We start from the raw sequence: 25,406 nt of genomic DNA on the forward strand, positions 1-25,406 counted from the left end.
ATCCTTTGTTGTTTTAATTCTTTCTATGGGAGCGCTTAGAGCTTGCCCATCACCTTTCCTTGGAAGCCATAAATCTCTAACTTACCGGCGTAGCGCACTAACTCGACGCTACGTGACTGACCCGGTTCAAAACGGGTGGCAGTACCTGCCGGGATATTGAGTCGAAACCCTTTAGTGGCTTCTCGGTCAAATATCAAAGAAGGGTTTGCTTCATAGAAATGGTAATGAGAGCCAATTTGCACAGGACGGTCGCCAATGTTTTGCACCTTAACCGACGTCGTGTCTCGGCCTTCATTTAAAGTAATGTTGCCCGGAGCGGTTTCGACTTGCCCGGGAACTAAGCCTGAATATTGTTTGGTGGAACCAGCCATACTACTTCTCCCTAAACGATAGGTTCATGAACGGTCACCAATTTGGTGCCATCGGGGAAAGTCGCTTCGACTTGTACATCTGGGATCATGGAAGGGATTCCCTCCATAACGTCATCGACGGTAAGCAGTGTGCGTCCAAAATCCATCAGTTCCGAAACGGTTTTTCCCTCACGGGCACCTTCTAGAATGGCACTGCTGATCAGCGCAATAGATTCTGGATAGTTGAGTTTTAAGCCTTTTTGTTTGCGCTGCTGTGCCAGCATTCCTGCGCAGAAGATAAGTAGCTTATCTTTTTCTCTTGGTGTTAATTCCATTTAGCCGCCCGCTGTTAGTGTTGTTTTCTTATTGCTCAGAAACGCATGAGCAGTAAGTGGGATTCAGTCACAGCAAGCTTGAAAAAATGTACCGAGGGCCGGAAGTCACCCTCGGTACAAATAGGGCTAATCGCTAAGTCGCCCAAATCCTTGGTAAATCAGGAGTCGTACCATACAAATGAGAGCGAGTTGCTTGCCATATCTGACCAAAGGCCTGGAGAATATCTTCACTCCAATTGCCCAAAGCTCGCACCACAATCAATCCTTCTATTTGTGTCGCGCCCAATATTAATGTGGGGTCACTCGACATTTTCGATGAGTCTGATTGCTGTGAAGCTTGCTGTGTAATAGATAAGAGCAAGCTCTGTACCAACTCTAAATCTTGCTTCTCATTTGAGGTGAGATAAAAGGTTCCCATCATAGAATAGTCAAGTAACCCCATATTTATCATCAACTTATTACCACCGTGAAAGTTAAATCCTTCCGTAAGAAGCAGTTGATTATCAAGATAGATTTCCGTTTTCCCGACGAGGTGACCATGCTCAAATCCCTCATTCTGTGCAGGCCGTCCAAAACAGTGCATCTCCCACCCCCAAAACTGTGCACCCTTTTCTAGGCGTATTTCAGTATCGAGTCGAACATGTGCATTGGGGAAAAAGATGTTCTCTTGCGGCATCCACTCCAAGCGAGCCCCTTTCTCCACACGTAAGGTTTGCTTCTGCTTGGCGTACTTGTTGTTGGAACGATAGAACTTGGTCGCACCAGGTGTAGTAATCAACGCGTGAGCACCGTGCTCAAGATTCACGTTAATATTGAGAGTGTCACCACCTACCACTCCGCCGGGGGGATGGAGTAAGTAGGTGTGACACGTTTCCCCATCAGGATACAGGGGGCGTTGCACCGCAAGCGGACCAGACTGCTGACGATTCTTTAATACGGTTTTATCACCACGATCGACAAAGGTGAGGTTTAAATTCGCTTGCCAACCATCACGAATATCTTGTTCGATGGTCTCATTCAGAGACAGTGCTTCTACTAAAGAAGCCTTGCTTACTTCATTCGGAGAAAAGAGAGAATTCATACGGTTAGGTACTCCTTAATCAAAGACTCATCGAGCCCTGTCATTTCACCTTCTGCCACTTGGCGTCCACGGTCGAGAATACAAAAACGGTCACCGACCTTTCTTGCAAACGGCAGCTTCTGTTCAACCAACAGAACCGTGAGCCCCATTTTCTCGTTGAGCATGCGAATGATGTCGCCAATCTCTTGCACAATATTGGGTTGAATACCCTCCGTCGGCTCATCCAAGATCAATAGCTTTGGATTAACCACCAGCGCACGCCCAATCGCTAGCTGTTGCTGCTGGCCACCCGATAAATCACCACCGCGACGATGTAGCATCTCTTTTAACACTGGGAAAATATCGAAGATGAATTCAGGGATCTTGCGGTCACCCTTTTTACGAATCGGTAAACCGACCTCTAGATTTTCTTGAACAGTGAGCATTGGGAAGATCTGGCGACCTTGTGGTACATAGCCGATCCCTTGGCGTGGGCGGTCCTCGGCATCGGTTTTCAAAAGTGACTCACCCGATAAAGAAATGTCACCGCTTTCAACCTTCACCAACCCCATAATGCATTGCAGCAAGGTGGTTTTACCGACACCGTTGCGCCCCATTAACACCGTGCATTTTCCTTCTGGGATCTGCATATCCAAATCCCATAACGTGTGGCTCTCACCGTAATATTGATTAACTGATTTAACCTCTAACATCCTATTCTCCGAGATAAACTTGTTTAACTTCAGGGTGAGCCTGCACTTGATCCATGGTGCCTTCTGCCAACACGTGACCTTGATGAAGCACGGTGATGTGGCTAGCAATCGAACGAACGAAATCCATATCGTGTTCAACTACAACCACCGAGTGCTTACCTGCCAGCGAGTTAAGAAGTTCAGCGGTGCGGTCCATTTCTTGGTGAGTCATACCTGCAACGGGTTCATCCACCAGCAATAGCTTAGGGTTTTGCATCAGCAACATACCGATCTCTAACCACTGTTTTTGTCCATGAGACAGATTGCCCGCCAAGTTTGCGGCTTCGTCTTTGAGGTGAATAAGCTCTAGTACCGAGGTGAGTTTGTCTTTCTGCTCACCAGACATCACGGCGGTGAAAGTTGCCCACACAGAGCGATCGCCCGCCATCGCCAACTCAAGGTTCTGCCACACGGTTAAACACTCAATCACGGTCGGCTTTTGGAACTTACGCCCAACACCTGCATTAGCAATTTCAGCTTCGTTCATCTTAAGTAGATTGATGTTCGAACCTAACCACACTTCTCCGGTATCTGGCTTAGTTTTCCCGGTGATGATGTCCATCATGGTGGTTTTACCTGCGCCATTAGGGCCGATGATGCAGCGCAGTTCGCCCTCTTTGATGTAGAGATTGAGGTCGTTAATCGCTTGGAAGCCATCGAAGTTCTTATTCACCCCTTCTACATACAGCAGCACGTTATGACGGGTATCGATCGCGGGATGAATATCGGGCTTGAGGTAATCGAAGACTTCATCTCGACGAGTGAACGCCTGAACCGATTCCTTCACGTTGTTGAATTTAGTCATGCGATCACCTCCTTAGCTTTATGCTGATCATCCTGCTCTTGTCCTGCGTCTTGTGAATTCGATGCTTTGCGTAGCTGTTGCCACTTTTCACTGACAAAACCAATCACACCCTGTGGGAAGTACATGGTCGAGAGAACGAATAGACCACCGAGAGCGAAAAGCCACACCTCAGGGAACTCGACCGTAAACCAGCTCTTGGCGTAGTTGATGATCAGCGCACCAACGATGGCACCAAACAGAGTGGCGCGACCGCCCAAGGCAACCCAAACCACAATCTCAATCGAGTTAAGCGGTGCAAACTCTCCAGGGTTGATGATGCCGACTTGAGGAACGTATAAAGCACCCGCAATACCTGCGATAACCGCAGACAGTACAAATACCCATAGCTTGATGCCATCGACGTCGTAACCCATAAAGCGAGTGCGAGACTCGGTATCACGAATCGCCAGTGCCACACGCCCCAATCGACTGGTCACTACCATGCGACAGACGATGTAACTGAGAATGAGCGAGATACCCGTCACGACAAACAGACCAATCTTGACCGCATCACTCTGTAAACTCAGGCCGATGATGTCTTTAAAGTCCGTCAGCCCGTTGTTGCCACCAAAGCCCATCTCATTGCGGAAGAACGCCAGCATCAAGGCGTAAGTTAATGCTTGAGTCATGATCGAAAGATAAACACCAGACACGCGAGAGCGGAAAGCCAAATAACCGAACAAATAAGCCAATGCGCCCGGCACCAACACCACCATCAGACAAGCGAACCAGAACTGATCAAAGCCCTGCCAAAACCACGGCAACGCAGACCAATCAAGGAACACCATGAAATCAGGCAGGATAGGATCACCATAAACCCCACGGTCACCAATCTGACGCATCAGGTACATGCCCATCGCATAACCACCAAGTGCAAAGAAAGCGCCATGGCCTAGGCTCAGTATTCCGAGATAGCCCCATACAAGATCGAGTGCCAACGCCAACATTGCGTAACTCAGGTATTTGCCCATCAGTGAGATAGTAAAAGTCTCAACATGAAGTGGATGCCCACTTGGCAACATGGTGTTAGCCAGTGGGATAAGAATCACGGCTGCAAGAATGGCAAGGATGGTTAGTTGCCCACCTTTGTCACCACGCATCGCCGAAAGTACAAATGATTTAGACTGCATGATGTTGTCCTTAACCTTCAGCCGCACGACCACGCTGCGGGAACAATCCGCGTGGGCGTTTTTGAATAAATAGAATGATGAAAACCAGTACTAAAATCTTGGCGAGTACAGCGCCAGCCCATGGCTCTAAGATCTTATTGAACAAACCAAGACTCAGACCTGCGACGAGTGTTCCCCACAAGTTGCCGACTCCGCCGAACACCACCACCATGAAAGAATCGATGATGTACGCCTGCCCCATATTCGGGCCAACGTTCGTCAGTTGAGACAGTGCCACACCCGCAACACCGGCAACGCCAGAACCTAAACCGAAGGTCATCGCATCAACTCGTTCAGATCGAATACCCATCGCACGCGCCATACCACGGTTTTGAGAAACCGCACGAACCTGTAAACCTAGCGGCGTTTTCTTAAGAACCATCAACAAGCCCATAAACACCAAACCACAGAACAAGATGATATATAAACGGTTGTAGGTCAGAGACAACATTGGGTTCAATTGCAGTGCGCCAGACATCCATTCAGGTGTGCTCACTGAACGATTTAATGGAGAGAAAATAGAGCGAACGGCTTGTTGCAAGATCAAGCTGATACCGAAGGTTGCGAGTAAGGTTTCCAATGGGCGTCCGTAAAGGTGACGAATCACACTTCGCTCAATCGCAATACCGACCAAACCAGAAACAATAAACGCTGCCGGAATAGAGAGAATCAGCGCTAAACCTATGTGATTAGGCATCAATAACTGCAATACATAGGTGGTGTATGCGCCAATCATGATCAGCTCGCCATGAGCCATGTTGATCACGCCCATCACGCCAAAGGTGATCGCCAAGCCTATACCTGCCAGCACTAATACCGAACCTAAACTCAAGCCGAAGAATACGGTCTCAACGCCCGAGTACAGTGCTTGGCTCTGTTGATAACTATCAAGAGCACGCTCTGCCGCGGCCAATACTTTTGGATCTTGCTCGCTGTTGAGCAGTTGGTTTAGCGTCCTTAGCACGACGGATTGTTTGAAGTCGCTAACTCGTTCAATTGAAGCCACACGAGCTTGTGTAGCAGCACTACTATCCAGAGAAGTATAAATCGCGAGTGAGAGGTCCATGAGATCAGCGACCTTAGTCTCGGGCTCATTTGCTCTCAGCTCGGACAGGCGGTTAATGATATCGGCATCTTTGGTTCCCAATAGATCAGAGACCGCCTGATAACGCACATCTGGATTGCTACTGTTTAAGCCAATCGAGGCAATTTCACCACGTAAGATCCCACGAAGTTTGTTATTCACGCGAACCTTTTTAAACTGTCTCGCATTCTCGATATTCAGCGTTGAATCATCCCATACAGACTGAGCTGACGTCGCTGTTTTGATGCTTTGAATGAGGTAGAGCTGTTTGTATTGCTCGCTCTGTTTGTCACTAAAATAGTAAAGGTTTCCGTTTAACCAACCATCCAGAATAGGTTTCGACACATCTTCCGTTTGCGTCTCAATCACCCAATCAATAGCTAATTCTTTATCCGATGTTTTCTTACCAACTAGCGCCTTGGTAAAGCTAGCTTCATCCGTTATTCCAGCAAAAGCCAACTGAGCACTGACTGCCATAAGCAATAGCGCCTTAAGTACGTTCAATACGTTTTTCATCCCTGCTTCCTTAATCCACCTAGCTAGATATTGTTATTTTTGCTCAGTGGACATTTGGAGAATTATTGTTAGTTGAAACGATGAGCCTTCCGTTTGCTACACCTCTTACACAGATGCTTTCTTCGCAAACAAGGAGGCTCAATGCTCCTAAATTAACGCTCTAGTTACCGCCAGAACACTTCTTGGTTTCGACGTTAAACGCACCACATGAGAATGGCTTAGACCAGCTAGAGAACAGCTTCGCTGATTCAGGCAGGTAACTCGACCAAGCGTCACCCGCAACGAGACCTGTGGTTTCCCAAACGATATCGAATTGACCATCATCTTGGATTTCACCGATCAGGACTGGTTTAGTGATGTGGTGGTTTGGCAGCATGGTTGAGTAGCCGCCCGAAAGGTTAGGAACAGACACGCCAATCAAGGCATCTTGCACAGATTCAGGATCGGTTGTGCCCGCGTTGGTTACCGCTTGCGCCCACATATTGAAGCCAACATAGTGCGCTTCCATTGGGTCGTTGGTGACACGCTTTTCACTCTTGATGAATGACTGCCACGTTTCAACGAACTCTTCATTGGCTTCAGTATCAACACTCATGAAGTAGTTCCAAGCCGCAAGGTGGCCAACCAGTGGTTCGGTATCCATACCTGACAGTTCTTCTTCACCAACAGAGAATGCAATAACTGGGATGTCTTCAGATGAAATGCCTTGTGCGCCCAGTTCTTTATAGAATGGGACGTTCGCATCGCCGTTCACAGTAGAAACCACAGCGGTTTTCTTGCCCGCTTCACCGAACTTCTTGATATCTGAAACAATAGACTGCCAATCAGAGTGACCAAATGGCGTGTAGTTGATCATGATGTCTTCTTCTGCGACACCTTTATCTTTTAGGTAGGCTTCAAGGATCTTGTTGGTGGTGCGTGGGTAAACGTAATCCGTGCCTGCTAGAACCCAACGCTCAACTTCCAGCTCTTCCATCAAGTAATCCACAGCAGGAATTGCTTGTTGGTTTGGCGCTGCGCCAGTGTAGAAAACGTTTTTCGACGACTCTTCACCTTCATACTGTACTGGGTAGAAAAGGATGCTGTTGAGCTCTTCAAAGACAGGCAGCATGGATTTACGTGATACCGATGTCCAACCACCGAACACCACATCCACTTTCTCTTTTTCGATCAGCTCACGCGCTTTCTCAGCAAATAGCGGCCAGTTTGATGCAGGGTCAACGACTACAGGCTCAAGCTTTTTACCTAGCAAGCCGCCCTTTTTGTTCTGCTCTTCGATGAGCATTAACACGGTATCTTTCAGTGTGGTTTCACTGATCGCCATGGTGCCAGATAGTGAATGTAGAACGCCGACCTTTATGGTCTCGTCAGCCGCAAACACTGATGCAGAAGAAAATGAAAGTGTTGTACACAGTGCAGCTAGCGATAAATTGAACACCTTGTTCATGATAGTACTCCATAATTGTATTTTTGTTATTCAATTACAGAGTTACAAGAAGAGTGCCAAACTCAATAAGTAACCATTAAAAACATAAGTGATTGTATTAAATAGATTTAAAAACAAACCACACCAATAGCGTGCATAGCAACCATGTAACTATGTTTCATACTGGTGCAGTGACAATAAGAATGACCCAAGATGATACATAACCCCAGAATGGGCACAAAAAAGGCCCAATACATAGGTATTGGGCCTCTTAATGAAAGCTATGGTTACGATACTTACTGTTATCGCTTTCAAGCTAGTCCGCAACTTGGAACTCGAACTTTACTCTCGACTTAGATTTAAGCTCGTTACAGTCACCGTTACAAAAATAGCTCGCGGCACCACAGGCTTGAAGTTTCTCTAACTGGCTGCTGCACTCTGGGCAGAACCCTACTTTAGTAAAATGTACCTGACAACTTTCACAGTGGTATTGTCCGTCCCAGCCAAGCTCTGACTGACACTTAGGGCAGATATTTTCACTCATTAGTATTTCCTAATTCACGACTCTTTTTACAATCTACTACTGCTTGGATTTAGCTTGTTTGATTTGGTACATGTTCTTATCAGCTTGTGCGATCAACTGCTCTAACCCCTGTGGATCTTTTTCACAAGCAAGACCTACACTGACTGAGAACTGCACATCATTAATATAAAGCGCTTGTTGTAGTGTTTTCTCTAAACCGTGGTAGAAGCTAACAACGCTATCTTTATCATCAAAACAAGAGAACACCACAAATTCATCACCACCATAACGGCCTATCTTGGCACACGCTGTCGTAGAATCATCAAGCACTCTAGCAACCGCCAATAGCACATCATCGCCAAAGCTATGACCGTAGGTGTCATTGATTGATTTGAATTTATCGACATCGACAAACAGACACGCCATCACCTTCTGTGCAAAACAGCGCTTGGCCAAGACCTTTTCAGCTTCATTGAACAAGGCACGACGATTCAAGCAGTGGGTAAGAGAATCACGATTCGCGAAAAAGTTAAGCTGGTTTTCCAGCTCGTACTTTTCTAATGCTACCGAATATAGAGAAGCGAGCAGCTCCAAAATCTCAAGTTCGAATGCATGTGGTTCGGAAACATATTGGCTGTATATAGCGAAAGTACCAAGTACATTCCCGTTTGAAGAAAGAATTGGCACAGACCAGCAGGCATGAAGGTTAGCCTGGTTTGTTAACGCCAAGAAAGGTGCCCAGTTAGGGTGGGTATTGATGTCTGAGACCATCACTGCTTTTTTAAGCGCAGCAGCCTCACCACACGAACCAATTCCAACACCTATACCAACGCCCTCTATCTGTTGATTATAGAAATCAGGCAAATTCGGAGCATATTCGAGGTGCAAAGTCTGAGACTCAGCGTTGAGCAGTAAAATTGAAGCCATACGCTGACCAAAAAGCAGCTCTGTGAGCTCTATGATCTTGCGGTTTAAGTCCTTGCGATCCATCCCAAGGGCAAGCTTCCGAAGCAACCTATTGACTGCTCGGTGGCCTTCTAATAAAAATTGTTGTTCCATTCACTAAAGCTTTCAATTATTTAATCGGGTACAGCCTGTTCTTATGCAAGCTTGTTATTGATTAATAATAACACACTTAATTACCACGACACACAATCGAAGATCATAGGTTGATCTTTCGCTTTATCTATTTTGATCAGCGATCTACCCAAAAAAGAATATTTATATCACCACATACCGAAAGCATAAGTTACATGTGCTGCATTTCAATTTTAAACAGTTGATTATATTAAAAGTGACAACTTAAAACAGAATAAACAGCACAAGTCATTTCGATCTATTACTCAAATCATCGAATTACATGCGTCAGCATTTCAATGTTTTGGTCATCTAGCTGGGTCAGCTTAACGGACAGTGCACCAAGCTCTGAGGTATTTCCAATGTGTGTGCCACCACAAGGAATAGTGACCTGAGTATCTTCATCAAGCTGCCACTCCCAGTAACGAGAGTCTGTTAACGTCTCGCCCTCTAACCTCATCGTCACTGCTGTTGGTTGTGCTAACCAAACAGATACCAGTTCGTTAACATCAGCTTCAATGACCTCAAGGTTCACCAGCATGTCTGCCACATTAAGGCCGCGCTTCTTCAAGGTTTTACCCAGGCGATAAGTGTCTTTACACAGCTCTGGCGTTACAAAACTGGTTACTTGAGCGTAGCTGTTAAAGTCATAGCTACCCAGTGGATCTTTGCGGTCTGCATCTTTACGCCAATAACTGTCAGCTAAGACCTTATTCAACGCTAAGAAAGCGACATGTCCAGCGCTATGGCCACGGCTAAGGCTTGCTTGGTACTCTTTATCAACCGACAGCGATACCTGCTCGTTAATACTTATCTTAGAAGCAGATACAGGTAGCTGGTGGACTACCACAAACACCCAACCCTCTGTATCTCGCTTAACAGGAATATCTGCTGCTACATAAAGTTTGCCAGTAGATTGTTCTATCGCGCCAACTAAGCAATCATCAACGGTATATTGCACGCCACCAAGGTTAACGGTGCCTTTATCTGCTGGGTGATCTGGCCAAATATGGCTAACAGGATGAAAAGGAGTCACATCTGTGATCAAGTAGGTTTTGCTCTCATCACTTTCAACATACAGAACTTTTGCCTCAAGCTGCCAAGTCTGGTGGCAGAATTGGGTGATGGTCGGTGTGATTGCTGCTGGTGTAATCAAGTCGCTCGTTGTCATGTCGTTCTTCTTTTGGAATCTAGTCTAGGTCGCTTACTGATAATTCCTCGCAAGGGGCGGTTATCAGATAACGTAAATTTTGCTTAAAAAAATACCCGAGACAGGCTCGGGTATCAAATCTATTCAAAAGGACTATTTACGTCCTTTAACCATGCTCATCATGCGCTTACGTTTGCGCTCTTGAGAGATAGTTAGCTTGTTCGTCTTAGCTTCAAATGGGTTTTCGCTGTTCTGGAATTGAATACGAATTGGCGTACCCATGATTTCTAGTGAACGACGGTAGTAATTCATCAGGAATCGCTTGTATGAATCTGGCAAGTCACGAACTTGGTTACCGTGGATAACGATAATTGGTGGGTTATAACCACCCGCGTGCGCGTATTTCAGTTTCACACGACGGCCACGAACCATAGGTGGTTGGTGATCATCAGTCGCCATCTTCATGATACGAGTTAGGACAGACGTACCAACACGGGTTGTCGCTGACTTGTAAGCCTCTTGAACCGATTCAAACAAGTGACCAACACCAGTACCGTGAAGTGCCGAGATGAAGTGAATACGTGCGAAATCAACGAAACCTAAACGACGGTCTAGCTCTTTCTTAACGCGCTCTTTCACGTCGTTATCTAGGCCATCCCACTTGTTTACTGCGATCACGATTGAACGACCAGCGTTCAATGCAAAGCCTAGTAAGCTCAAGTCTTGATCTGAGATGTTCTCACGAGCATCAATCACAAGTAAAACTACGTTCGCATCTTCAACCGCTTTCAACGTTTTAACAACCGAGAACTTTTCTACGGTTTCGTTGATGTTTTTACGACGACGTACACCCGCAGTATCGATCAGAACGTATTCACGCTCATCACGGCTCATTGGGATGTAGATAGAATCACGAGTAGTACCAGGCATATCGTAAACAACCACACGCTCTTCACCTAGGATACGGTTAGTTAGCGTTGACTTACCTACGTTTGGACGACCAATAATAGCAAGCTTGATTGGCTGATCTTGCAGACGCTTGAACTCTTGTTCCGCTTCTTCTTCAGTGAAATCAACCTGCTCTGCTTCTTCGTCTTCAAATTCTGTTAGATCGCTAATTTCACCCTGCTCAGCTTTCAGTGCTTCAGCAAATGGGTTTAGAGCAAGATCAATCAGTGCAGTAACGCCACGACCGTGCGCTGCAGCGATTTGGTACATGTCTTCCACACCTAGCTGCCAGAAGTCAGCACTTGCTGCATCAGGGTCAATACCATCAACCTTGTTTACTACAAGCATTGAAGGCTTTTCTAGTTGACGAAGGTGCTTCGCGATAGCAACGTCAGATGGTGTTAGACCAGCACGGCCATCTACCATGAACAGCACAACATCAGCTTCGTCGATCGCTGCTAATGACTGCTCTGCCATTTTAGTTTCAACACCTTCTTCGGTACCGTCGATACCACCAGTGTCGATAACAATAAACTCATGCTCACCAAGTTGAGCATGGCCATATTTACGGTCACGCGTTAAGCCAGGGAAATCCGCAACCAATGCATCACGAGTTCGAGTCAATCGGTTAAACAACGTAGATTTACCTACGTTCGGACGCCCTACTAGAGCAACAACAGGTACCATAACAACCTCTACAATTTCTTCTCTTAATGTAGTTATAGGTAAGCACTTGTTCGCAAGTTTAAACTCTTACCTATAACCACATGGTTTATTAATTTTTAACAACAAAACGGCTCCTGGCTGTTACCAACCAGGAGCCGACTGTGAATTATATCACGCTTTTATTGGCTAATCGTCAGTTTCTTTACATCGCCGTTGCGAGTCGTCACTAAGTAGCCTTCAGGCAGTTCAATTGGCGCTACAGCAAAGCCGCTGTCATCAACCAACTGCTGAGCAACAAACTCACCTGTTGAGCGATCTAACCAGTGTAGATAACCTTCTGTATCACCCACCACAACGTATCCGTTAATGATAGCAGGTGCTGTCAGTAAGCGGTTTTCTAGCAATGGGGTGCTCCACAGCTCTGTACCACTACGTGCATCAACTGCAGCCACGTGATCCTTATCAGTTACTAGGAACAAACGGCTACCGTCGCTTGCTAAATCAATCGCTGACGAGTAGTTACGCTTCCAAACAGGCTTACCAGAGCGCAGGTCGATGGCAATCAACTGACCATTGATACCAACAGTGTACAAAGTACCACCAAGAACGATTGGAGAGGCATCAACGTCAACCAAGCGATCGATTTCCGTTGCACCCTTTGGTGTACCAACTGGCTGTTGCCAAATCAGCTGACCACGGTCAACGATAGCAGCGGCTAGACGACCATTTGCCGTACCCCAGAATACACCACCAGAAACCGCAACAGGTGCACTGTCACCACGTAGTGTTAGGCTTGGAACTTCAGTGCTAATTGTCCACTTCTGTTCACCAGTCTCTTGGTCTAACGCGAGCATCATGCCACGGCTAGTGTGAACCAATACCATATTGCTGTCAGTAGCAGGAGATGCAAGCACCTCACCGTTTACTGATACACGCCACAGCTCTTCACCTGTCGATTCATCCAATGCGATTACTTCGCCATTTTCAGAACCAACAAACACTTTGCCGTAAGCTGCCGTTAAGCCACCAGACAGACGAGCCAGTACATCTTTCTCAAGGTCTGTTTTCCACAGCTCTTTACCCGTTTCAGGATCCAGCGCTTTAACCAGACCTTCACGGCTTGCAACAAACACTTTGTCGTAAGCCAGCTCAGGCGTCAGTTTTGAAAAGTAGTGACCAACACCATCACCAACCGAAGTCGACCATTCCTGTTTAGGAGTGAACTCGCTGTTTACCGTTGGTACTGGCGCCATGATTACGGTGTCTTCTTCACCCGCACAGCCAGCTAATAGGCCAAGAGCAATCGCACACAACGCCGCTTTTGGAAACATCTTCTTCATTCAAAGCGCCTTATTTAGCTAGGTCGTCAAGTTTGATTTGAAGCGTTTGGCTCGCATCAACAGCTTGCTGTGCTTCTGTGTAAGCACTGTATGCTGCGTCTGTGTCGCCTTTACGAAGTGAGATATCACCACGTAGTTCAGCCACGCGGCCTTTCCAAGATTCGTCCGTTACTGCAGCAAGATCAGACAGCGCAGCATCGAATTCACCTTGCTCAGCTTTAATACGAGCAACACGGTAAGTCAGTAGTGGCGAAAGTGCCGCATCCTTAGTTGCCGCTTTTGCCCACTCCAGCTGTTCAAGTGCTGCAGATAATTCACCCGCTTGTACTTGTATTTTTGCTAGCTGCATCGCTGCAAGTACTGAGTATTCAGCATCTTTGTTTGCATCGATAAAAGCTTGAATATCAGATTGAGCATCAACGCCTTTTGCATCTAAAGCAGAGATCACTGTCGTGTAGCTTTCTGAAGCAGCTTCACGCGCCTCAACTACAGAGTCTTGGTAGTAGCGCCAACCGAATAGACCACCTAAACCAATAACCGCACCGAAGATTACGGCTTTACCGTTCTCTTTCCACCAATCTTTAATGGCTTCAACCTGCTGCTCTTCGCTATCGTAAAGTTCCACTTCCTGTCCTCTTTAATTCTTTAAACGCCAGCATAGTGCTGACGTTAGTATTCGTTATGAGCGTTTGCTCTAAGGCTAATTAGATTAGCGCAGCTACTTTTGCTGCAACTTCCGTTTGAGACACGGTTTCTTGCTCGCCGCCAACCAAATCTTTTAGCACAACTGTATTATCAGCAACTTCGTTTTCGCCAAGTACCAGTGCAACAACCGCACCTACTTTGTCTGCACGTTTGAATTGCTTCTTGAAGCTACCACCACCGAAGTGGCTCATTACACGTACACCTTCAACGGTATCACGTAATTGATTCGCTAATTGCATGCCCGCGATCATTGTGCCTTCACCAGCCGCAACCATGTAAACATCAACACTGCGACGAACTTCTGTAAGCTCTAGCGTTTCCATCATTAGGACTAGACGCTCTAGGCCCATTGCGAAACCAACAGCTGGTGTTGCTTTACCGCCAAGTTGCTCAACAAGACCGTCGTAACGACCACCGCCACATACGGTACCTTGAGCACCTAGGCTTTCAGTGATCCACTCAAATACTGTGCGGTTGTAGTAGTCCAAACCACGTACTAGACGCTCGTTAACTTGGTATTCGATACCAACTGCATCAAGAAGTTCACACAAACCAGCAAAATGTTGCTTCGACTCTTCACCTAAGTATTCAGAAAGTCGAGGTGCGTCACCTAAGATAGCTTGAACGTCTGGGTTCTTAGTATCTAGTACACGAAGTGGGTTTGTGTGCATGCGACGTTTGCAATCTTCGTCTAGCACATCAATGTGCTGTTCAAGGAAAGCAACAAGTGCTGTACGGTAGTTCGCGCGATCTTCAGTAGAACCGATTGAGTTCAACTCTAGACGAACGTGCTTGTCGATGCCTAGCTCACGCCATAGACGCGCAGTCATCATGATAAGTTCTGCGTCAACGTCTGGACCGTCTAGACCAAACACTTCCACACCACATTGGTGGAATTGACGGTAGCGACCTTTTTGAGGACGCTCGTGACGGAACATTGGACCCATGTACCATAGGCGCTGTTCATCACGGTTGATAAGGCTGTTTTGGATGCATGAACGTACACAACCCGCTGTGCCTTCTGGACGTAGCGTTAGGCTATCGCCGTTACGGTCATCAAAGGTGTACATCTCTTTTGAAACAACGTCTGTCTCTTCACCCACTGCGCGGCTAAATAGGTTTGTTTCTTCAACGATAGGCATACGCACTTCGTTGTAACCGTGTGCACTCACCACGTTCTTCACTGCGTTTTCTACTTTCTGCCACAGTGGTGATTGAGTCGGTAGGCAGTCGTTCATGCCTCGGATTGCTTGGATATTTTTAGCCACAATATTTATTCCGTAATTTCTCACGACCAGGTGTTGATGCGAATAGACAACCACACCTCATCGCGTTTTATTAATCTTCTAGGTTTTCTACATCAATGCGATTTGCTTTATCAAGCACTGATGCTTTTGCTCGAATCTTAGCTTCAAGCTGATCAACAAGGTCGTTGTTGTCAAAGCGCTCTTTCTGACGCTTACCATCTTCGTAGAAGGCACTCTTACGAGCACTACCCGCTAGACCTAAATGAGATACTTCTGCTTCACCAGGGCCATTCACCACACAACCGATGATAGAGACATCCATTGGGGTAATCACGTCTTCTAGACGCTCTTCAAGCGCGTTTACGGTGTTAATAACATCGAACTCTTGACGAGAACAGCTTGGACACGCGATGAAGTTGATACCACGCGAGCGAATACGCAAAGATTTAAGAATATCGAAGCCAACCTTGATCTCTTCAACAGGATCCGCAGCTAGCGAGATACGTAGCGTATCGCCAATACCTTCAGAAAGAAGCATACCTAAGCCAACAGAAGACTTAACCGCACCAGCACGTGCACCACCAGCTTCGGTAATACCAAGGTGAAGCGGTTGGTCAATCTGTTTTGCCAGTAAACGGTATGAACCTACAGCTAGGAATACGTCAGATGCTTTAACGCTCACTTTAAATTGGTCAAAGTTGAGACGGTCTAAGATATCGACGTGACGCATTGCTGATTCAACAAGCGCTTCTGCTGTTGGCTCTGTGTATTTCTCTTGGATCTCTTTTTCAAGAGAACCACCGTTAACACCAATACGAATCGGAATATTCATATCACGAGCACAATCAACAACTGAGCGAATACGGCTCTCGTTACCGATGTTACCTGGGTTGATACGCAGACAGTCTACACCGTACTCAGCCACTTTCAGCGCGATACGGTAGTCAAAGTGAATGTCAGCGACCAAAGGAACAGAAACCTGCTGCTTGATTTGCTTAAATGCTTCAGCGGCATCCATAGTCGGTACAGATACGCGAACGATATCAGCGCCTACATTTTCCAAAGCTCGGATCTGAGCAACGGTTGCGGCTACGTCTGTTGTTCTTGTGTTGGTCATGGATTGCACAGCAATAGGTGCACCATCACCGATCGGCACATCACCCACATAAATACGGGTTGATTTGCGACGAATAATAGGAGATTCGTGTTGCATATTAACTCTAAGGTAAGGTTATTCTGGCTACTTTGCCTGAAGTATACCCAGAAAGGTCGACAGGTTCACTTGCAAATGTCATTGATACGCCTTCTGGCGCACCTAGAATCACTTTATATGGCGCAGTTCCTGATAGATTTAGTGACTGACCCGCTTTTTTGATGCCCGTTGACAAGGTTTTGCCGGTCGCATCTTTAACTTGAATCCAACAGTCTGCAGTAAACTGCATCGTTAGCGCTTTGGTTGCCACTTCAGGTGTTGGCGTTGTTTCAGGAGCAGTTGTTGCTTCAACGGTTTCTAATTCAACAGCTGATTCTGCGTCGACTGCTGGTTGTTCATCGGTCACGTCAAGTGCAGCTGAAGTATTTGCCGCATCACTGATTGCAGCAAGGCCTTCAGTATCTTCTATCACAGAAGCAGCAGCGTCGTTTTGCTCAGCTTCAATCACATCTAAAGAGGCGAACTCCGGGTCCAGTGACTCTTCCACCGCAAGCTCTTCTGAACTTTCAGTGTTAGCCAGAGATTGAGATAGGGTGTCTTGTTGTTGATTCTGCCACCACCACAGTGAAGAGATACCGACGATAACTGCAAAGATACCCCAAGTCAGCAGCATAATACGGCTGTTGTGCTTTTCTGTTTTCGTCTTACGAGAAAAGCTCAGCATTTCTTGATCTTCATGTTGAGCATCACCAGAGTGGCGAAGCGCGTTCAGTACCACTTTTTCATCAAGATTGACGTATTTCGCGTATGAACGGATGTAACCACGCATAAAGGTTGCGACTTGGTCTGACTCAAATTGGTTTTCTTCAATCTGTTGAATTAAAGAGATGCGTAGTTTTAGGCGATCCGAGATCTGCTTTTGTGTTAAACCAAGAGCTTCTCGTTGATTTTTCAGTAGCGTCCCCGCTTCTAGAGCTGGAGCGATTGGTTCTTGCGTTTGTGTGTCGTGTTCTGTGTTCATAGAGAGTGAACTTCTAAAATATTATCGCAGGTCGACGAGAGCGTTTTTTATTGTCGTTTAAGCTCATTCTAGCAACCCACTTATGTGGAATTTGTCCTGTTACCCAACTCATCAACCCTTAAAGACGAACGACATACATTTTATTATTAGTGACGTTCTCAGGAAGCTAGTTTATCAAGTAGCCAACCTAAATAGACATATTGATGATCAGTAACAAGCGAGCACTTAAATTAATTTAAGATTAGTTAATCATAAGCTAATGCCATTACAAGGCAAAAATACTTTCAACAAAATTTACCGTCAGCTCATGCTTTTGTCCAAAAATTGACGAAAAATGTAAGAAAGCGTGGGCAAGAAGTCCAAAAAATAGAAAACGAAGTCCCAAAAACGCAACAAGCCAGAAGTAATACTTCTGGCTTGTTTAGATTCAAATCGCGTTTTATACCGCTTTTACTTCAATCACACCGCCGGCAACCAAGTTAGCTTCTGATGCCGCTTTAAGCATTTTAGTACGCTTAGTTCTATCGATAACATCACCAACCAACTGGCCACATGCTGCATCAATATCGTCACCACGCGTTTTACGAACCGTTACTGTGTAGTCGTATTCCATTAGCGTTTTTTGGAAGCGGTCAATACGAGAGTTGCTTGGCTTCTTGTATGGTGAACCTGGGTAAGGGTTAAATGGAATCAGGTTGATCTTACATGGCGTATCTTTCATTAGCTCTGCAAGTTCACGAGCGTGGTCCATATCATCATTTACATGATCCAATAGAACGTACTCTACCGTTACTTTACCGCGGTTGGCATTTGAAGAAGCAATGTAGCGACGAACAGATGCTAGGAAATCTTGGATATCCCAACGGTCGTTGATCGGCATGATTTGGCTACGAAGTTCATCGTTTGGCGCGTGTAGAGAAATAGCTAGTGCTACGTCGATGTTATCTGTCATTTGGTCAAGGCCAGATACAACACCTGAAGTAGATACTGTTACGCGACGCTTAGACAGTGCAAAACCTAGGTCATCAAGCATGATCTCTAATGATGGCATTAGGTTTTTCATGTTTAGTAGCGGCTCGCCCATACCCATCATTACAACGTTAGTAATTGGACGACGACCTGTCTCTTTCTCTAGACCGATTTCACGGGCAGCACGCCAGATTTGACCCACGATCTCAGAAACTTTTAGGTTGCGGTTAAAGCCTTGTTGAGCTGTCGAGCAGAATTTACACTCTAGTGCACAACCCACCTGTGAAGATACACACAGCGTTGCACGGTCACCGTCTGGGATGTATACCGTCTCAACGTCTTGGTCGCCAACGCTCATCGCCCATTTAATTGTGCCGTCTGAAGAGTGTTGAGCTTCAGAAACAACAGGTGCAACAATTTCACAGCGGCGTTGAAGTTTTTCACGCAACTTTTTGTTGATGTTGTTCATGTTTTCGAAGTCATCGACACCGAAGTGATACATCCACTTCATCACTTGATCTGCGCGAAAAGCTTTCTCATTCAATTCTTCTGTGAAAAATTTACGAAGACCTTTACGATCAAAATCGAGTAGATTGACTTTAGCTGTGGTCATGATGCCTCTCAATGACGGAACAATAATTAAGGGCGCGAATTGTACAGCCTTTACGCATGTTCAACAAGGGCTGTAAAACCCTGTGTTTACTAAGACATTCAAACTTAAGTGATTAAAATTTACACAGCCACCTTTCATTACTTACAATTCTGGAAATAAGAACAAGATTCTCGACTACGCTCCTTCGTCGCTATCGGGAATGACGTAAATACTTACTCAGTCACTTTCCATTCATAGTCATCAGGTCACCAGTTTTTAAAACCTCGTCATTCCAGAATCGAGGGACGAGATATATGGAATCTCCAACCACAACTAAGATTCCCAACTGCACTCCTGCGTCACTATCGGGAATGACGACTAGGTAAACTATCTCTAACGTAAAATCCACATACAAAAAAGGCCTCACCGAAGTGAAGCCTTTAGAATCATTTGCTGTGTCGCTTATTGAGCTGGACGTGGGCAAATCTCAGATTCAGGGAAGAAGAACTCGATTTCACGAGCTGCAGACTCTGGGCTGTCGCTACCGTGTACTGAGTTGTAACGCATGCTGATTGCGTAATCAGCGCGGATCGTACCGCATGCCGCTTCTTCTGGGTTTGTTTTGCCCATAAGTTCACGGTAACGAGCAATTGCGTTTTCGCCTTCAAGTACTTGAACCATGATAGGACCAGAAGTCATGAACTCTTTTAGTGGACCAAAGAATTCTTTGCCTTCGTGTTCCGCGTAGAAGCCGCTCGCTTGCTCTTCAGTCAGACGAACCATCTTAGCAGCGATGATTTCTAGGCCTGCTTTTTCGATGCGGTGGTAGATTTCACCAACAAGGTTACGCTTAACTGCATCCGGCTTAACAATTGAGAACGTTCTTTCTAGAGCCATAGGGATTCCTTCACTTCATTTTTTTGTTATTAAATACTGAAATTACTAAGATCATTCGATCTAAGTTAATCAATGAGCGGTATCGAACCGCTCATCGTTATTATTATTTTGCTTGGTCGATAAGAATGCGAGCCAGTGTGCGAACACCCATGCCTGTTGCACCTGCCGCCCACTTATCACTTGGAGATTTACGGTAAGTACCCGCGCAATCCATGTGCATCCAGCCTTTTTTGTAGTCATCTACGAAGTAAGACAGGAACGCAGCAGCAGTGCTTGCACCAGGAGTGTAATCACCCGTGCTGATGTTCGAAAGGTCAGCAAAGTTTGAAGGCAGCATACCACGGTGGAAGTCCGCAAGAGGCAGTGGCCACAGGCCTTCTTTCTCTTGGTTAGCCGCCGTTAGTGCTTGGTGAGCCAGCTCGTCATCGAAGCTCATTAGTGCGTGGTAGTCGTTACCCAGTGCGTTTTTAGCAGCGCCCGTTAGCGTTGCACAGTCGATGATAAGCTCTGGATTTTGCTCACTTGCGTACATCAGGCCATCAGCTAGAACTAAACGACCTTCTGCGTCGGTGTTCATGATCTCAACCGTCTTACCGTTCTTGTACGTGATGATATCGCCAAGCTTCAATGCACGGCCAGAGATCATGTTCTCTGCACAACATAGGATAAGCTTGATGCGCTTGTTCAGGCCACGCTCAATCGCAAGACCTAAACCACCAGTGATAGTCGCTGCGCCACCCATGTCCGCTTTCATTGCAGTCATGAACTGACCTGGCTTAATGCTGTAACCGCCTGAGTCGAAAGTAATACCTTTACCAACTAGACAGGCAAATACAGGCGCGTTTTCGTCGCCTGTTGGGTTGAAGTCCAGTTGCAGCATTGCTGAAGTACGCTCAGAGCCGCGGCCTACCGCGTAGATGCCTTCCCAACCTTCTGTTAGTAGGTCTTTGTCTTTAACGATTTTCGCTTTAACTGTGCCTTCAGGTGCGACTGACTTAATGTATTCAGCTGCCATTGTCGCCAATTGGCGAGGTGCAACTTCTTCAGCCGTTTTATTGATAATGTCACGCGTCCAATCTGTCGCACGGATACGCGCTTCTAGCTCTGCTTGGTCAGCTTCTGGCAGTGCATCCCACTCCAATGCATTCTTTTTCTTTGGTCCACGGTAACCTTGATTGAAAGCCCATACGCTTTCTAGGTCCCAGCCTTCACCACTTAGCGAAACGAATGAAATACCTTGTCCGTCAAGTGTGCGACCTGCGCGTTGAATAGCACCAAGATCGTGGCCTTCACCAATGTGAATTGTCGCTCCTACTTCCGAGAACGATAAAATAGCTTTTGCTCCCCACTGAGGCTGGGCAGCTTCTTGACTTAAAAATACTGACATCTGTGTAGACATGATTTCTCCTTGTCTGAGAACCACCTTGCTTGAGTGATCCTGATTATTTTTTATTAGCGCACTGATGTTAGCATTATGTAGAAGTAAAATGTCATTTTGATAAAAAAACGGACCATAAGGTCCGCTTTTTTTAGTAAGAATTGTTAACTTGGCTGCGTTTTATATGGGGTTGATTTCACTCCATAGCCAAATCATCAATGTGATGATTAATCCATCTCATCCATCCAGCACAAAATAATAGCCTCTAAGATCTTTTCGTTCGAGTGATTAGGCTCGTCATCAAACTCTTCAAGGTCTAATACCCACTGATGTAGGTCGGTAAAACGTACCGTTTTAGGATCAGTATCAGGGTACAAATCACATAGCTCAATTGCGATATCGCGAGAATCAATCCACTTCAAGCTCATAACACTTCCTTATATTTATCAGAGACACTTAGTCACTTTTATGATCTATATTCTAGGCCAGTTTTGCTAAATCGTTATCTCAGTCATGGCGAAACCACCATGACTGTAGAGTAATTCTTAGTGATCTTCAGATGCTAGGTTCAAGGTGTACTTTGGAATCTCAACAACAAGGTCTTCATCAGCGACTTTCGCTTGGCAACCTAGGCGAGATTCCATTTCTAAGCCCCATGCTTTATCAAGCATATCGTCTTCTAGGTCATCACTCTCTTCTAAAGAATCGAAACCTTCACGGATCACAACGTGACATGTTGTACATGCACACGATTTTTCACATGCGTGCTCAATACCAATACCGGCCTTCAACGCTACATCAAGAACCGTTTCACCAGTTTTTGCTTCTAAAACAGCGCCTTCTGGACATAGATCTTCGTGAGGTAAAACAATAATCTTTGGCATGTTTATCTATTCTCTAACTATTAAATATTATCGACTGACTGACCTGACAGTGCAGCACGAATTGATTTATCCATACGACGTGAAGCAAAGTCTTGGCTCGCTTTGTCGGTATTCTTAATTTCTTGTTCAATGGCATCAGCACTGTCGCCGTTGCGCACTTCAATCAGCGTTTCAATGGCTTGTAGCAGCTGTTGTTTCTCTTGCTCGTTAAGCAGTTCGTCACCGTCAACTTGCATTGCAGCGATCAGGCCTTCAATAACGCGATCCGCTTCTACGCGTTGTTCCGCAAGAGCACGCGCTTGCATGTCTTCTTTCGCAAACGTCATAGAGTCTTTCAGCATGTTAGCAACTTCATCATCGCTCAGGCCGTAAGAAGGCTTCACTTGGATTTCAGCTTGAACACCCGTGCTCTTTTCCATAGCAGTTACAGACAACAGGCCATCAGCATCCACTTGGTAAGTCACACGAATATGCGCTGCACCAGCAGCCATAGGTGGAATGCCCTTCAGAGCAAAACGAGCCAATGAGCGACAATCGTCAACCATTTCACGTTCGCCTTGAACGGTGTGTACTGTCATTGCAGTTTGACCGTCTTTGAACGTAGTAAATTCTTGTGCGCGAGCTACTGGGATCGTGGTGTTACGCGGAATAATCTTTTCTACTAGGCCACCCATGGTTTCGATACCTAGTGAAAGTGGGATTACGTCCAGTAGCAACATTTCTGAATCAGGTTTGTTACCTACTAGAATATCCGCTTGAATTGACGCACCAATCGCAACTACTTCATCAGGATTAATGCTGGTTAATGGCGTACGACCAAAGAAGTCACCTACCATTTCACGTACTAGTAATGTACGAGTTGAACCACCAACCATGACTACTTCTAGCACTTCATCCGCATCAACTTCTGCATCTTTTAGAGCACGACGACATGAAAGTAGTGTTTTCTTAACTAGAGGCTTGATGATCTCTTCAAACTCTTCACGAGTTAATGAACCAGACCAACCTAGAACTTCCACATCAACACTTTCTGATTCAGACAAACCAATTTTAGCTTCCGTTGCTGCATCGAGAAGCGCACGGTTTTGTTCAGCAGTTAGCTCTGATAATCCCATTTGCTCTTTGAAATGATCAGCAACAAGGTGGTCAAAATCATCACCGCCTAGTGCAGAGTCACCGCCAGTAGCTAGAACTTCAAAGACACCTTTAGACAAGCGTAAAATAGAGATATCAAACGTACCGCCGCCTAAGTCGTAAACCGCGATCACCCCTTCTTTGCCTGAATCCAGACCGTAAGCAATCGCTGCCGCCGTTGGTTCATTTAGAAGACGTAATACATGAAGACCAGCCAGCTGCGCCGCGTCTTTAGTACCAGCACGTTGTGCATCATCGAAATACGCAGGAACGGTAATCACCGCACCAGATAGCTCACCGCCTAATGTAGACTCAGCTCGTTGACCTAGCGCTTTCAGAATATCTGCAGATACTTGAATCGGGTTCTTGTTGCCTTGCTCTGTACGGATCACAGGCAGACCATTATCACTTTCTTCAAACTGATATGGCAGAGATGGGTATCGTTGCTGAATATCAGCCAGTGAGCGACCAATCAATCGCTTAACTGAGATAATGGTATTTTTAGGATCAGTCTGTGCATTTGCACGTGCTTCATCACCAGTCGTATGTGAGTCTGACTGATAGTGAACAACGGAAGGCAGAATGCTACGACCATCTTGATCAACGAGCGTGCTCGCCTCACCACTGCGCACTGACGCAACCAATGAATTTGTTGTACCTAAATCAATACCCACAGCAAGCTTATGCTGGTGAGGAGCGGCGCTTTGCCCTGGTTCTGCAATCTGAAGTAGTGCCATGGATGTGTCCTTGTTGTACCAACTAGCCGATCAAACGATCTTCAACTAGCTCGATTTCATTCTTTAATTTTGCAATAAACTTAAGCTTTCTTACTCGGTCTGCTGCTTCTAACCAAGCCTGGCTGTCGAGTTCTTGTTGGATAGCGCTTAATTGTTGTTTATACATTTTGCTAACCTTTCCTTCAAATGCAAACAATGCATCTTCCGGGTCAGAACTGTCGGCGATGTCTTCAAGCTCTTCACGCAGTTCCATTTGCTCCATAAGGAACATTGGGTCTTGCATGGTTTGCTGCTCGCCGCGAATATCCTCACCATGTTGTACTAACAGGTATTCAGCGCGGCTGATTGGATTCTTCAGCACCTGATACGCATCGTTAATTTGCGCTGCTTTTTGCACGGCTAGCAAGCGATCTCGCTCAGAAGCTGTAGCAAATTTATCAGGATGGAATTGACGTTGCAGATCTCTAAACTGAGAAGAAAGAAGGCTACCATCCAGCTGGAACTGAAGTGGTAGCCCAAATAATTCGAAATGATTCATGTAACGGTGGTCCTAAGTTTAGGCTCTGAATCAGAGCCTAATTTTATTCTTCGCTCACTATAAACGTTCTACGATTGAAGCGTTTATACGTTGAAGCTCTCACCACAACCACATTCGCCTTTCGCGTTAGGGTTGTTGAATTCAAAACCTTCGTTTAGGCCTTCTTTTACGTAATCAAGCTCCGTACCGTCTAGGTAAACTAAGCTCTTTGGATCAATGATGACCTTCACACCTGAATGCTCGAACACTTGGTCTTCTTCGTTAAGCTCGTCAACGAATTCTAGTACATACGCCATACCCGAACAGCCAGTGGTTTTAACCGCTAAGCGCAACCCGATACCTTTACCTCGGTTATCTAGGAAAGCTTGAACTCGGCTTGCCGCCGTATCTGTCATGGTGATGGCCATACTACAACCTTGTGTTTTATATAAAATTGAGAACTCAGGGGGAGCACAAAGGATGCTCCCAAATATTGCTTATTATTGGTGATTACTTATAGAAACGATTAACGCTTCTTTTTGTAATCCGCAACTGCTGCTTTGATTGCATCTTCAGCAAGAATTGAACAGTGAACTTTCACAGGTGGCAACTCAAGCTCTTCTGCGATTTCAGAGTTTTTGATAGCAGCCGCTTCATCAATGCTTTTACCTTTAACCCACTCAGTGACTAGTGAGCTAGAAGCGATTGCGCTACCGCAACCGTAAGTCTTGAATTTCGCGTCTTCGATAATACCTTCTGGTGTTACCTTAATTTGCAGTTTCATTACGTCACCACAAGCTGGTGCGCCAACCATACCGCTACCTACACTTGGGTCTTCTTTATCAAACGAACCTACGTTACGTGGGTTTTCGTAGTGATCAATTACTTTTTCGCTATATGCCATGATAGTTACCTCGAATCCTCTATTTCCG

26 protein-coding genes are annotated in these 25,406 nt (G+C 45.8%); all 26 read right to left on the bottom strand.

What is annotated here, in order from left to right; translation table 11 throughout:
- Positions 1-35: 35 nt before the first annotated feature.
- The 26 genes from F0228_RS07680 to iscU all read right to left on the bottom strand — a co-directional run bounded on the left by F0228_RS07680 (position 36) and on the right by iscU (position 25,378).
- Positions 36-371 carry an urease subunit beta gene (locus F0228_RS07680; protein WP_116870064.1) on the bottom strand — a complete coding sequence of 112 codons (336 nt, stop codon included), beginning with the start codon at positions 369-371 and terminating at the stop codon, positions 36-38.
- Between the two features lie 11 nt (positions 372-382).
- Positions 383-685, bottom strand: coding sequence for an urease subunit gamma (gene ureA / locus F0228_RS07685; protein WP_004735119.1), 303 nt, complete (start codon positions 683-685; stop codon positions 383-385).
- Between the two features lie 133 nt (positions 686-818).
- On the bottom strand, positions 819-1,766 hold the full coding sequence (locus F0228_RS07690; RefSeq protein WP_171731839.1) for an urease accessory protein UreD: 948 nt from the start codon (positions 1,764-1,766) through the stop codon (positions 819-821).
- The gene (urtE, locus tag F0228_RS07695) at positions 1,763-2,458 is read right to left on the bottom strand and encodes an urea ABC transporter ATP-binding subunit UrtE (protein WP_008222775.1); all 696 of its coding nucleotides are present in this window, start codon (positions 2,456-2,458) and stop codon (positions 1,763-1,765) included. The genes F0228_RS07690 and urtE overlap by 4 nt, the downstream gene beginning before the upstream one ends.
- A 1-nt stretch (position 2,459) precedes the next feature.
- Positions 2,460-3,302 (bottom strand): urea ABC transporter ATP-binding protein UrtD, encoded by an 843-nt coding sequence (gene urtD / locus F0228_RS07700; RefSeq protein ID WP_171731840.1) that lies wholly within the window; start codon positions 3,300-3,302, stop codon positions 2,460-2,462.
- On the bottom strand, positions 3,299-4,471 hold the full coding sequence (urtC, locus tag F0228_RS07705; RefSeq protein WP_171762095.1) for an urea ABC transporter permease subunit UrtC: 1,173 nt from the start codon (positions 4,469-4,471) through the stop codon (positions 3,299-3,301). Before urtC ends, urtD begins: the two co-directional genes overlap by 4 nt.
- Positions 4,472-4,481: 10 nt before the next feature.
- Complete coding sequence (urtB, locus tag F0228_RS07710; RefSeq protein WP_105059083.1) at positions 4,482-6,110, bottom strand: urea ABC transporter permease subunit UrtB; 1,629 nt, start codon at positions 6,108-6,110, stop codon at positions 4,482-4,484.
- A gap of 160 nt (positions 6,111-6,270) precedes the next feature.
- Positions 6,271-7,557 (bottom strand): urea ABC transporter substrate-binding protein, encoded by a 1,287-nt coding sequence (gene urtA, locus F0228_RS07715; RefSeq protein ID WP_105059082.1) that lies wholly within the window; start codon positions 7,555-7,557, stop codon positions 6,271-6,273.
- A 295-nt stretch (positions 7,558-7,852) separates the two neighbouring features.
- On the bottom strand, positions 7,853-8,080 hold the full coding sequence (locus F0228_RS07720) for a zinc ribbon domain-containing protein (protein ID WP_171731841.1): 228 nt from the start codon (positions 8,078-8,080) through the stop codon (positions 7,853-7,855).
- 36 nt (positions 8,081-8,116) lie between these two features.
- Positions 8,117-9,118: a sensor domain-containing diguanylate cyclase gene (locus F0228_RS07725; protein WP_171731842.1), complete on the bottom strand. Its 1,002-nt coding sequence runs from the start codon at positions 9,116-9,118 to the stop codon at positions 8,117-8,119.
- Between the two features lie 289 nt (positions 9,119-9,407).
- A complete protein-coding gene (locus tag F0228_RS07730) occupies positions 9,408-10,307 on the bottom strand; it encodes a metal-dependent hydrolase (protein ID WP_105059079.1) in 900 nt (299 codons plus the stop codon).
- 132 nt (positions 10,308-10,439) lie between these two features.
- Complete coding sequence (der, locus tag F0228_RS07735; RefSeq protein WP_004740325.1) at positions 10,440-11,921, bottom strand: ribosome biogenesis GTPase Der; 1,482 nt, start codon at positions 11,919-11,921, stop codon at positions 10,440-10,442.
- A gap of 158 nt (positions 11,922-12,079) precedes the next feature.
- Positions 12,080-13,240, bottom strand: coding sequence for an outer membrane protein assembly factor BamB (gene bamB / locus F0228_RS07740; RefSeq protein ID WP_061033296.1), 1,161 nt, complete (start codon positions 13,238-13,240; stop codon positions 12,080-12,082).
- A 10-nt stretch (positions 13,241-13,250) separates the two neighbouring features.
- Positions 13,251-13,865, bottom strand: coding sequence for a YfgM family protein (locus F0228_RS07745; RefSeq protein WP_171731843.1), 615 nt, complete (start codon positions 13,863-13,865; stop codon positions 13,251-13,253).
- 79 nt (positions 13,866-13,944) lie between these two features.
- The gene (hisS, locus tag F0228_RS07750) at positions 13,945-15,213 is read right to left on the bottom strand and encodes a histidine--tRNA ligase (protein ID WP_061033297.1); all 1,269 of its coding nucleotides are present in this window, start codon (positions 15,211-15,213) and stop codon (positions 13,945-13,947) included.
- A gap of 70 nt (positions 15,214-15,283) precedes the next feature.
- Positions 15,284-16,405 carry a flavodoxin-dependent (E)-4-hydroxy-3-methylbut-2-enyl-diphosphate synthase gene (gene ispG, locus F0228_RS07755; protein ID WP_004740329.1) on the bottom strand — a complete coding sequence of 374 codons (1,122 nt, stop codon included), beginning with the start codon at positions 16,403-16,405 and terminating at the stop codon, positions 15,284-15,286.
- A gap of 7 nt (positions 16,406-16,412) precedes the next feature.
- The gene (rodZ, locus tag F0228_RS07760) at positions 16,413-17,366 is read right to left on the bottom strand and encodes a cytoskeleton protein RodZ (protein ID WP_019822115.1); all 954 of its coding nucleotides are present in this window, start codon (positions 17,364-17,366) and stop codon (positions 16,413-16,415) included.
- A 439-nt stretch (positions 17,367-17,805) separates the two neighbouring features.
- Complete coding sequence (locus F0228_RS07765) at positions 17,806-18,948, bottom strand: bifunctional tRNA (adenosine(37)-C2)-methyltransferase TrmG/ribosomal RNA large subunit methyltransferase RlmN (RefSeq protein WP_008222760.1); 1,143 nt, start codon at positions 18,946-18,948, stop codon at positions 17,806-17,808.
- A 441-nt stretch (positions 18,949-19,389) separates the two neighbouring features.
- Complete coding sequence (gene ndk, locus F0228_RS07770; RefSeq protein ID WP_008222758.1) at positions 19,390-19,824, bottom strand: nucleoside-diphosphate kinase; 435 nt, start codon at positions 19,822-19,824, stop codon at positions 19,390-19,392.
- 103 nt (positions 19,825-19,927) lie between these two features.
- Positions 19,928-21,223 (bottom strand): aminopeptidase PepB, encoded by a 1,296-nt coding sequence (gene pepB / locus F0228_RS07775; RefSeq protein ID WP_061033298.1) that lies wholly within the window; start codon positions 21,221-21,223, stop codon positions 19,928-19,930.
- A gap of 206 nt (positions 21,224-21,429) precedes the next feature.
- Complete coding sequence (gene iscX, locus F0228_RS07780; protein WP_004740335.1) at positions 21,430-21,630, bottom strand: Fe-S cluster assembly protein IscX; 201 nt, start codon at positions 21,628-21,630, stop codon at positions 21,430-21,432.
- A gap of 117 nt (positions 21,631-21,747) precedes the next feature.
- The gene (gene fdx / locus F0228_RS07785) at positions 21,748-22,086 is read right to left on the bottom strand and encodes an ISC system 2Fe-2S type ferredoxin (RefSeq protein WP_004740336.1); all 339 of its coding nucleotides are present in this window, start codon (positions 22,084-22,086) and stop codon (positions 21,748-21,750) included.
- Positions 22,087-22,106: 20 nt separating this feature from the next.
- Positions 22,107-23,957 carry a Fe-S protein assembly chaperone HscA gene (hscA, locus tag F0228_RS07790; RefSeq protein ID WP_171731844.1) on the bottom strand — a complete coding sequence of 617 codons (1,851 nt, stop codon included), beginning with the start codon at positions 23,955-23,957 and terminating at the stop codon, positions 22,107-22,109.
- 22 nt (positions 23,958-23,979) lie between these two features.
- Positions 23,980-24,495: a co-chaperone HscB gene (gene hscB, locus F0228_RS07795; RefSeq protein ID WP_008222752.1), complete on the bottom strand. Its 516-nt coding sequence runs from the start codon at positions 24,493-24,495 to the stop codon at positions 23,980-23,982.
- An 83-nt stretch (positions 24,496-24,578) separates the two neighbouring features.
- Positions 24,579-24,902: an iron-sulfur cluster assembly protein IscA gene (gene iscA, locus F0228_RS07800; protein WP_105059077.1), complete on the bottom strand. Its 324-nt coding sequence runs from the start codon at positions 24,900-24,902 to the stop codon at positions 24,579-24,581.
- Between the two features lie 98 nt (positions 24,903-25,000).
- On the bottom strand, positions 25,001-25,378 hold the full coding sequence (iscU, locus tag F0228_RS07805; protein WP_004740340.1) for a Fe-S cluster assembly scaffold IscU: 378 nt from the start codon (positions 25,376-25,378) through the stop codon (positions 25,001-25,003).
- Positions 25,379-25,406: the final 28 nt, after the last annotated feature.

The sequence above is a fragment of the Vibrio sp. 99K-1 genome, from assembly GCF_013114585.1.
GTDB classification, from domain to species: Bacteria; Pseudomonadota; Gammaproteobacteria; order Enterobacterales; family Vibrionaceae; genus Vibrio; species Vibrio chagasii_B.

Coding starts and splice junctions, on each gene's coding strand:
- F0228_RS07680 (WP_116870064.1), bottom strand. CDS start 371: ATGGCTGGTTCCACCAAACAATATTCAGGCTTAGTTCCCGGGCAAGTC.
- ureA (WP_004735119.1), bottom strand. CDS start 685: ATGGAATTAACACCAAGAGAAAAAGATAAGCTACTTATCTTCTGCGCA.
- F0228_RS07690 (WP_171731839.1), bottom strand. CDS start 1,766: ATGAATTCTCTCTTTTCTCCGAATGAAGTAAGCAAGGCTTCTTTAGTA.
- urtE (WP_008222775.1), bottom strand. CDS start 2,458: ATGTTAGAGGTTAAATCAGTTAATCAATATTACGGTGAGAGCCACACG.
- urtD (WP_171731840.1), bottom strand. CDS start 3,302: ATGACTAAATTCAACAACGTGAAGGAATCGGTTCAGGCGTTCACTCGT.
- urtC (WP_171762095.1), bottom strand. CDS start 4,471: ATGCAGTCTAAATCATTTGTACTTTCGGCGATGCGTGGTGACAAAGGT.
- urtB (WP_105059083.1), bottom strand. CDS start 6,110: ATGAAAAACGTATTGAACGTACTTAAGGCGCTATTGCTTATGGCAGTC.
- urtA (WP_105059082.1), bottom strand. CDS start 7,557: ATGAACAAGGTGTTCAATTTATCGCTAGCTGCACTGTGTACAACACTT.
- F0228_RS07720 (WP_171731841.1), bottom strand. CDS start 8,080: ATGAGTGAAAATATCTGCCCTAAGTGTCAGTCAGAGCTTGGCTGGGAC.
- F0228_RS07725 (WP_171731842.1), bottom strand. CDS start 9,118: ATGGAACAACAATTTTTATTAGAAGGCCACCGAGCAGTCAATAGGTTG.
- F0228_RS07730 (WP_105059079.1), bottom strand. CDS start 10,307: ATGACAACGAGCGACTTGATTACACCAGCAGCAATCACACCGACCATC.
- der (WP_004740325.1), bottom strand. CDS start 11,921: ATGGTACCTGTTGTTGCTCTAGTAGGGCGTCCGAACGTAGGTAAATCT.
- bamB (WP_061033296.1), bottom strand. CDS start 13,240: ATGAAGAAGATGTTTCCAAAAGCGGCGTTGTGTGCGATTGCTCTTGGC.
- ispG (WP_004740329.1), bottom strand. CDS start 16,405: ATGCAACACGAATCTCCTATTATTCGTCGCAAATCAACCCGTATTTAT.
- rodZ (WP_019822115.1), bottom strand. CDS start 17,366: ATGAACACAGAACACGACACACAAACGCAAGAACCAATCGCTCCAGCT.
- F0228_RS07765 (WP_008222760.1), bottom strand. CDS start 18,948: ATGACCACAGCTAAAGTCAATCTACTCGATTTTGATCGTAAAGGTCTT.
- ndk (WP_008222758.1), bottom strand. CDS start 19,824: ATGGCTCTAGAAAGAACGTTCTCAATTGTTAAGCCGGATGCAGTTAAG.
- pepB (WP_061033298.1), bottom strand. CDS start 21,223: ATGTCTACACAGATGTCAGTATTTTTAAGTCAAGAAGCTGCCCAGCCT.
- iscX (WP_004740335.1), bottom strand. CDS start 21,630: ATGAGCTTGAAGTGGATTGATTCTCGCGATATCGCAATTGAGCTATGT.
- fdx (WP_004740336.1), bottom strand. CDS start 22,086: ATGCCAAAGATTATTGTTTTACCTCACGAAGATCTATGTCCAGAAGGC.
- hscA (WP_171731844.1), bottom strand. CDS start 23,957: ATGGCACTACTTCAGATTGCAGAACCAGGGCAAAGCGCCGCTCCTCAC.
- hscB (WP_008222752.1), bottom strand. CDS start 24,495: ATGAATCATTTCGAATTATTTGGGCTACCACTTCAGTTCCAGCTGGAT.
- iscA (WP_105059077.1), bottom strand. CDS start 24,902: ATGGCCATCACCATGACAGATACGGCGGCAAGCCGAGTTCAAGCTTTC.
- iscU (WP_004740340.1), bottom strand. CDS start 25,378: ATGGCATATAGCGAAAAAGTAATTGATCACTACGAAAACCCACGTAAC.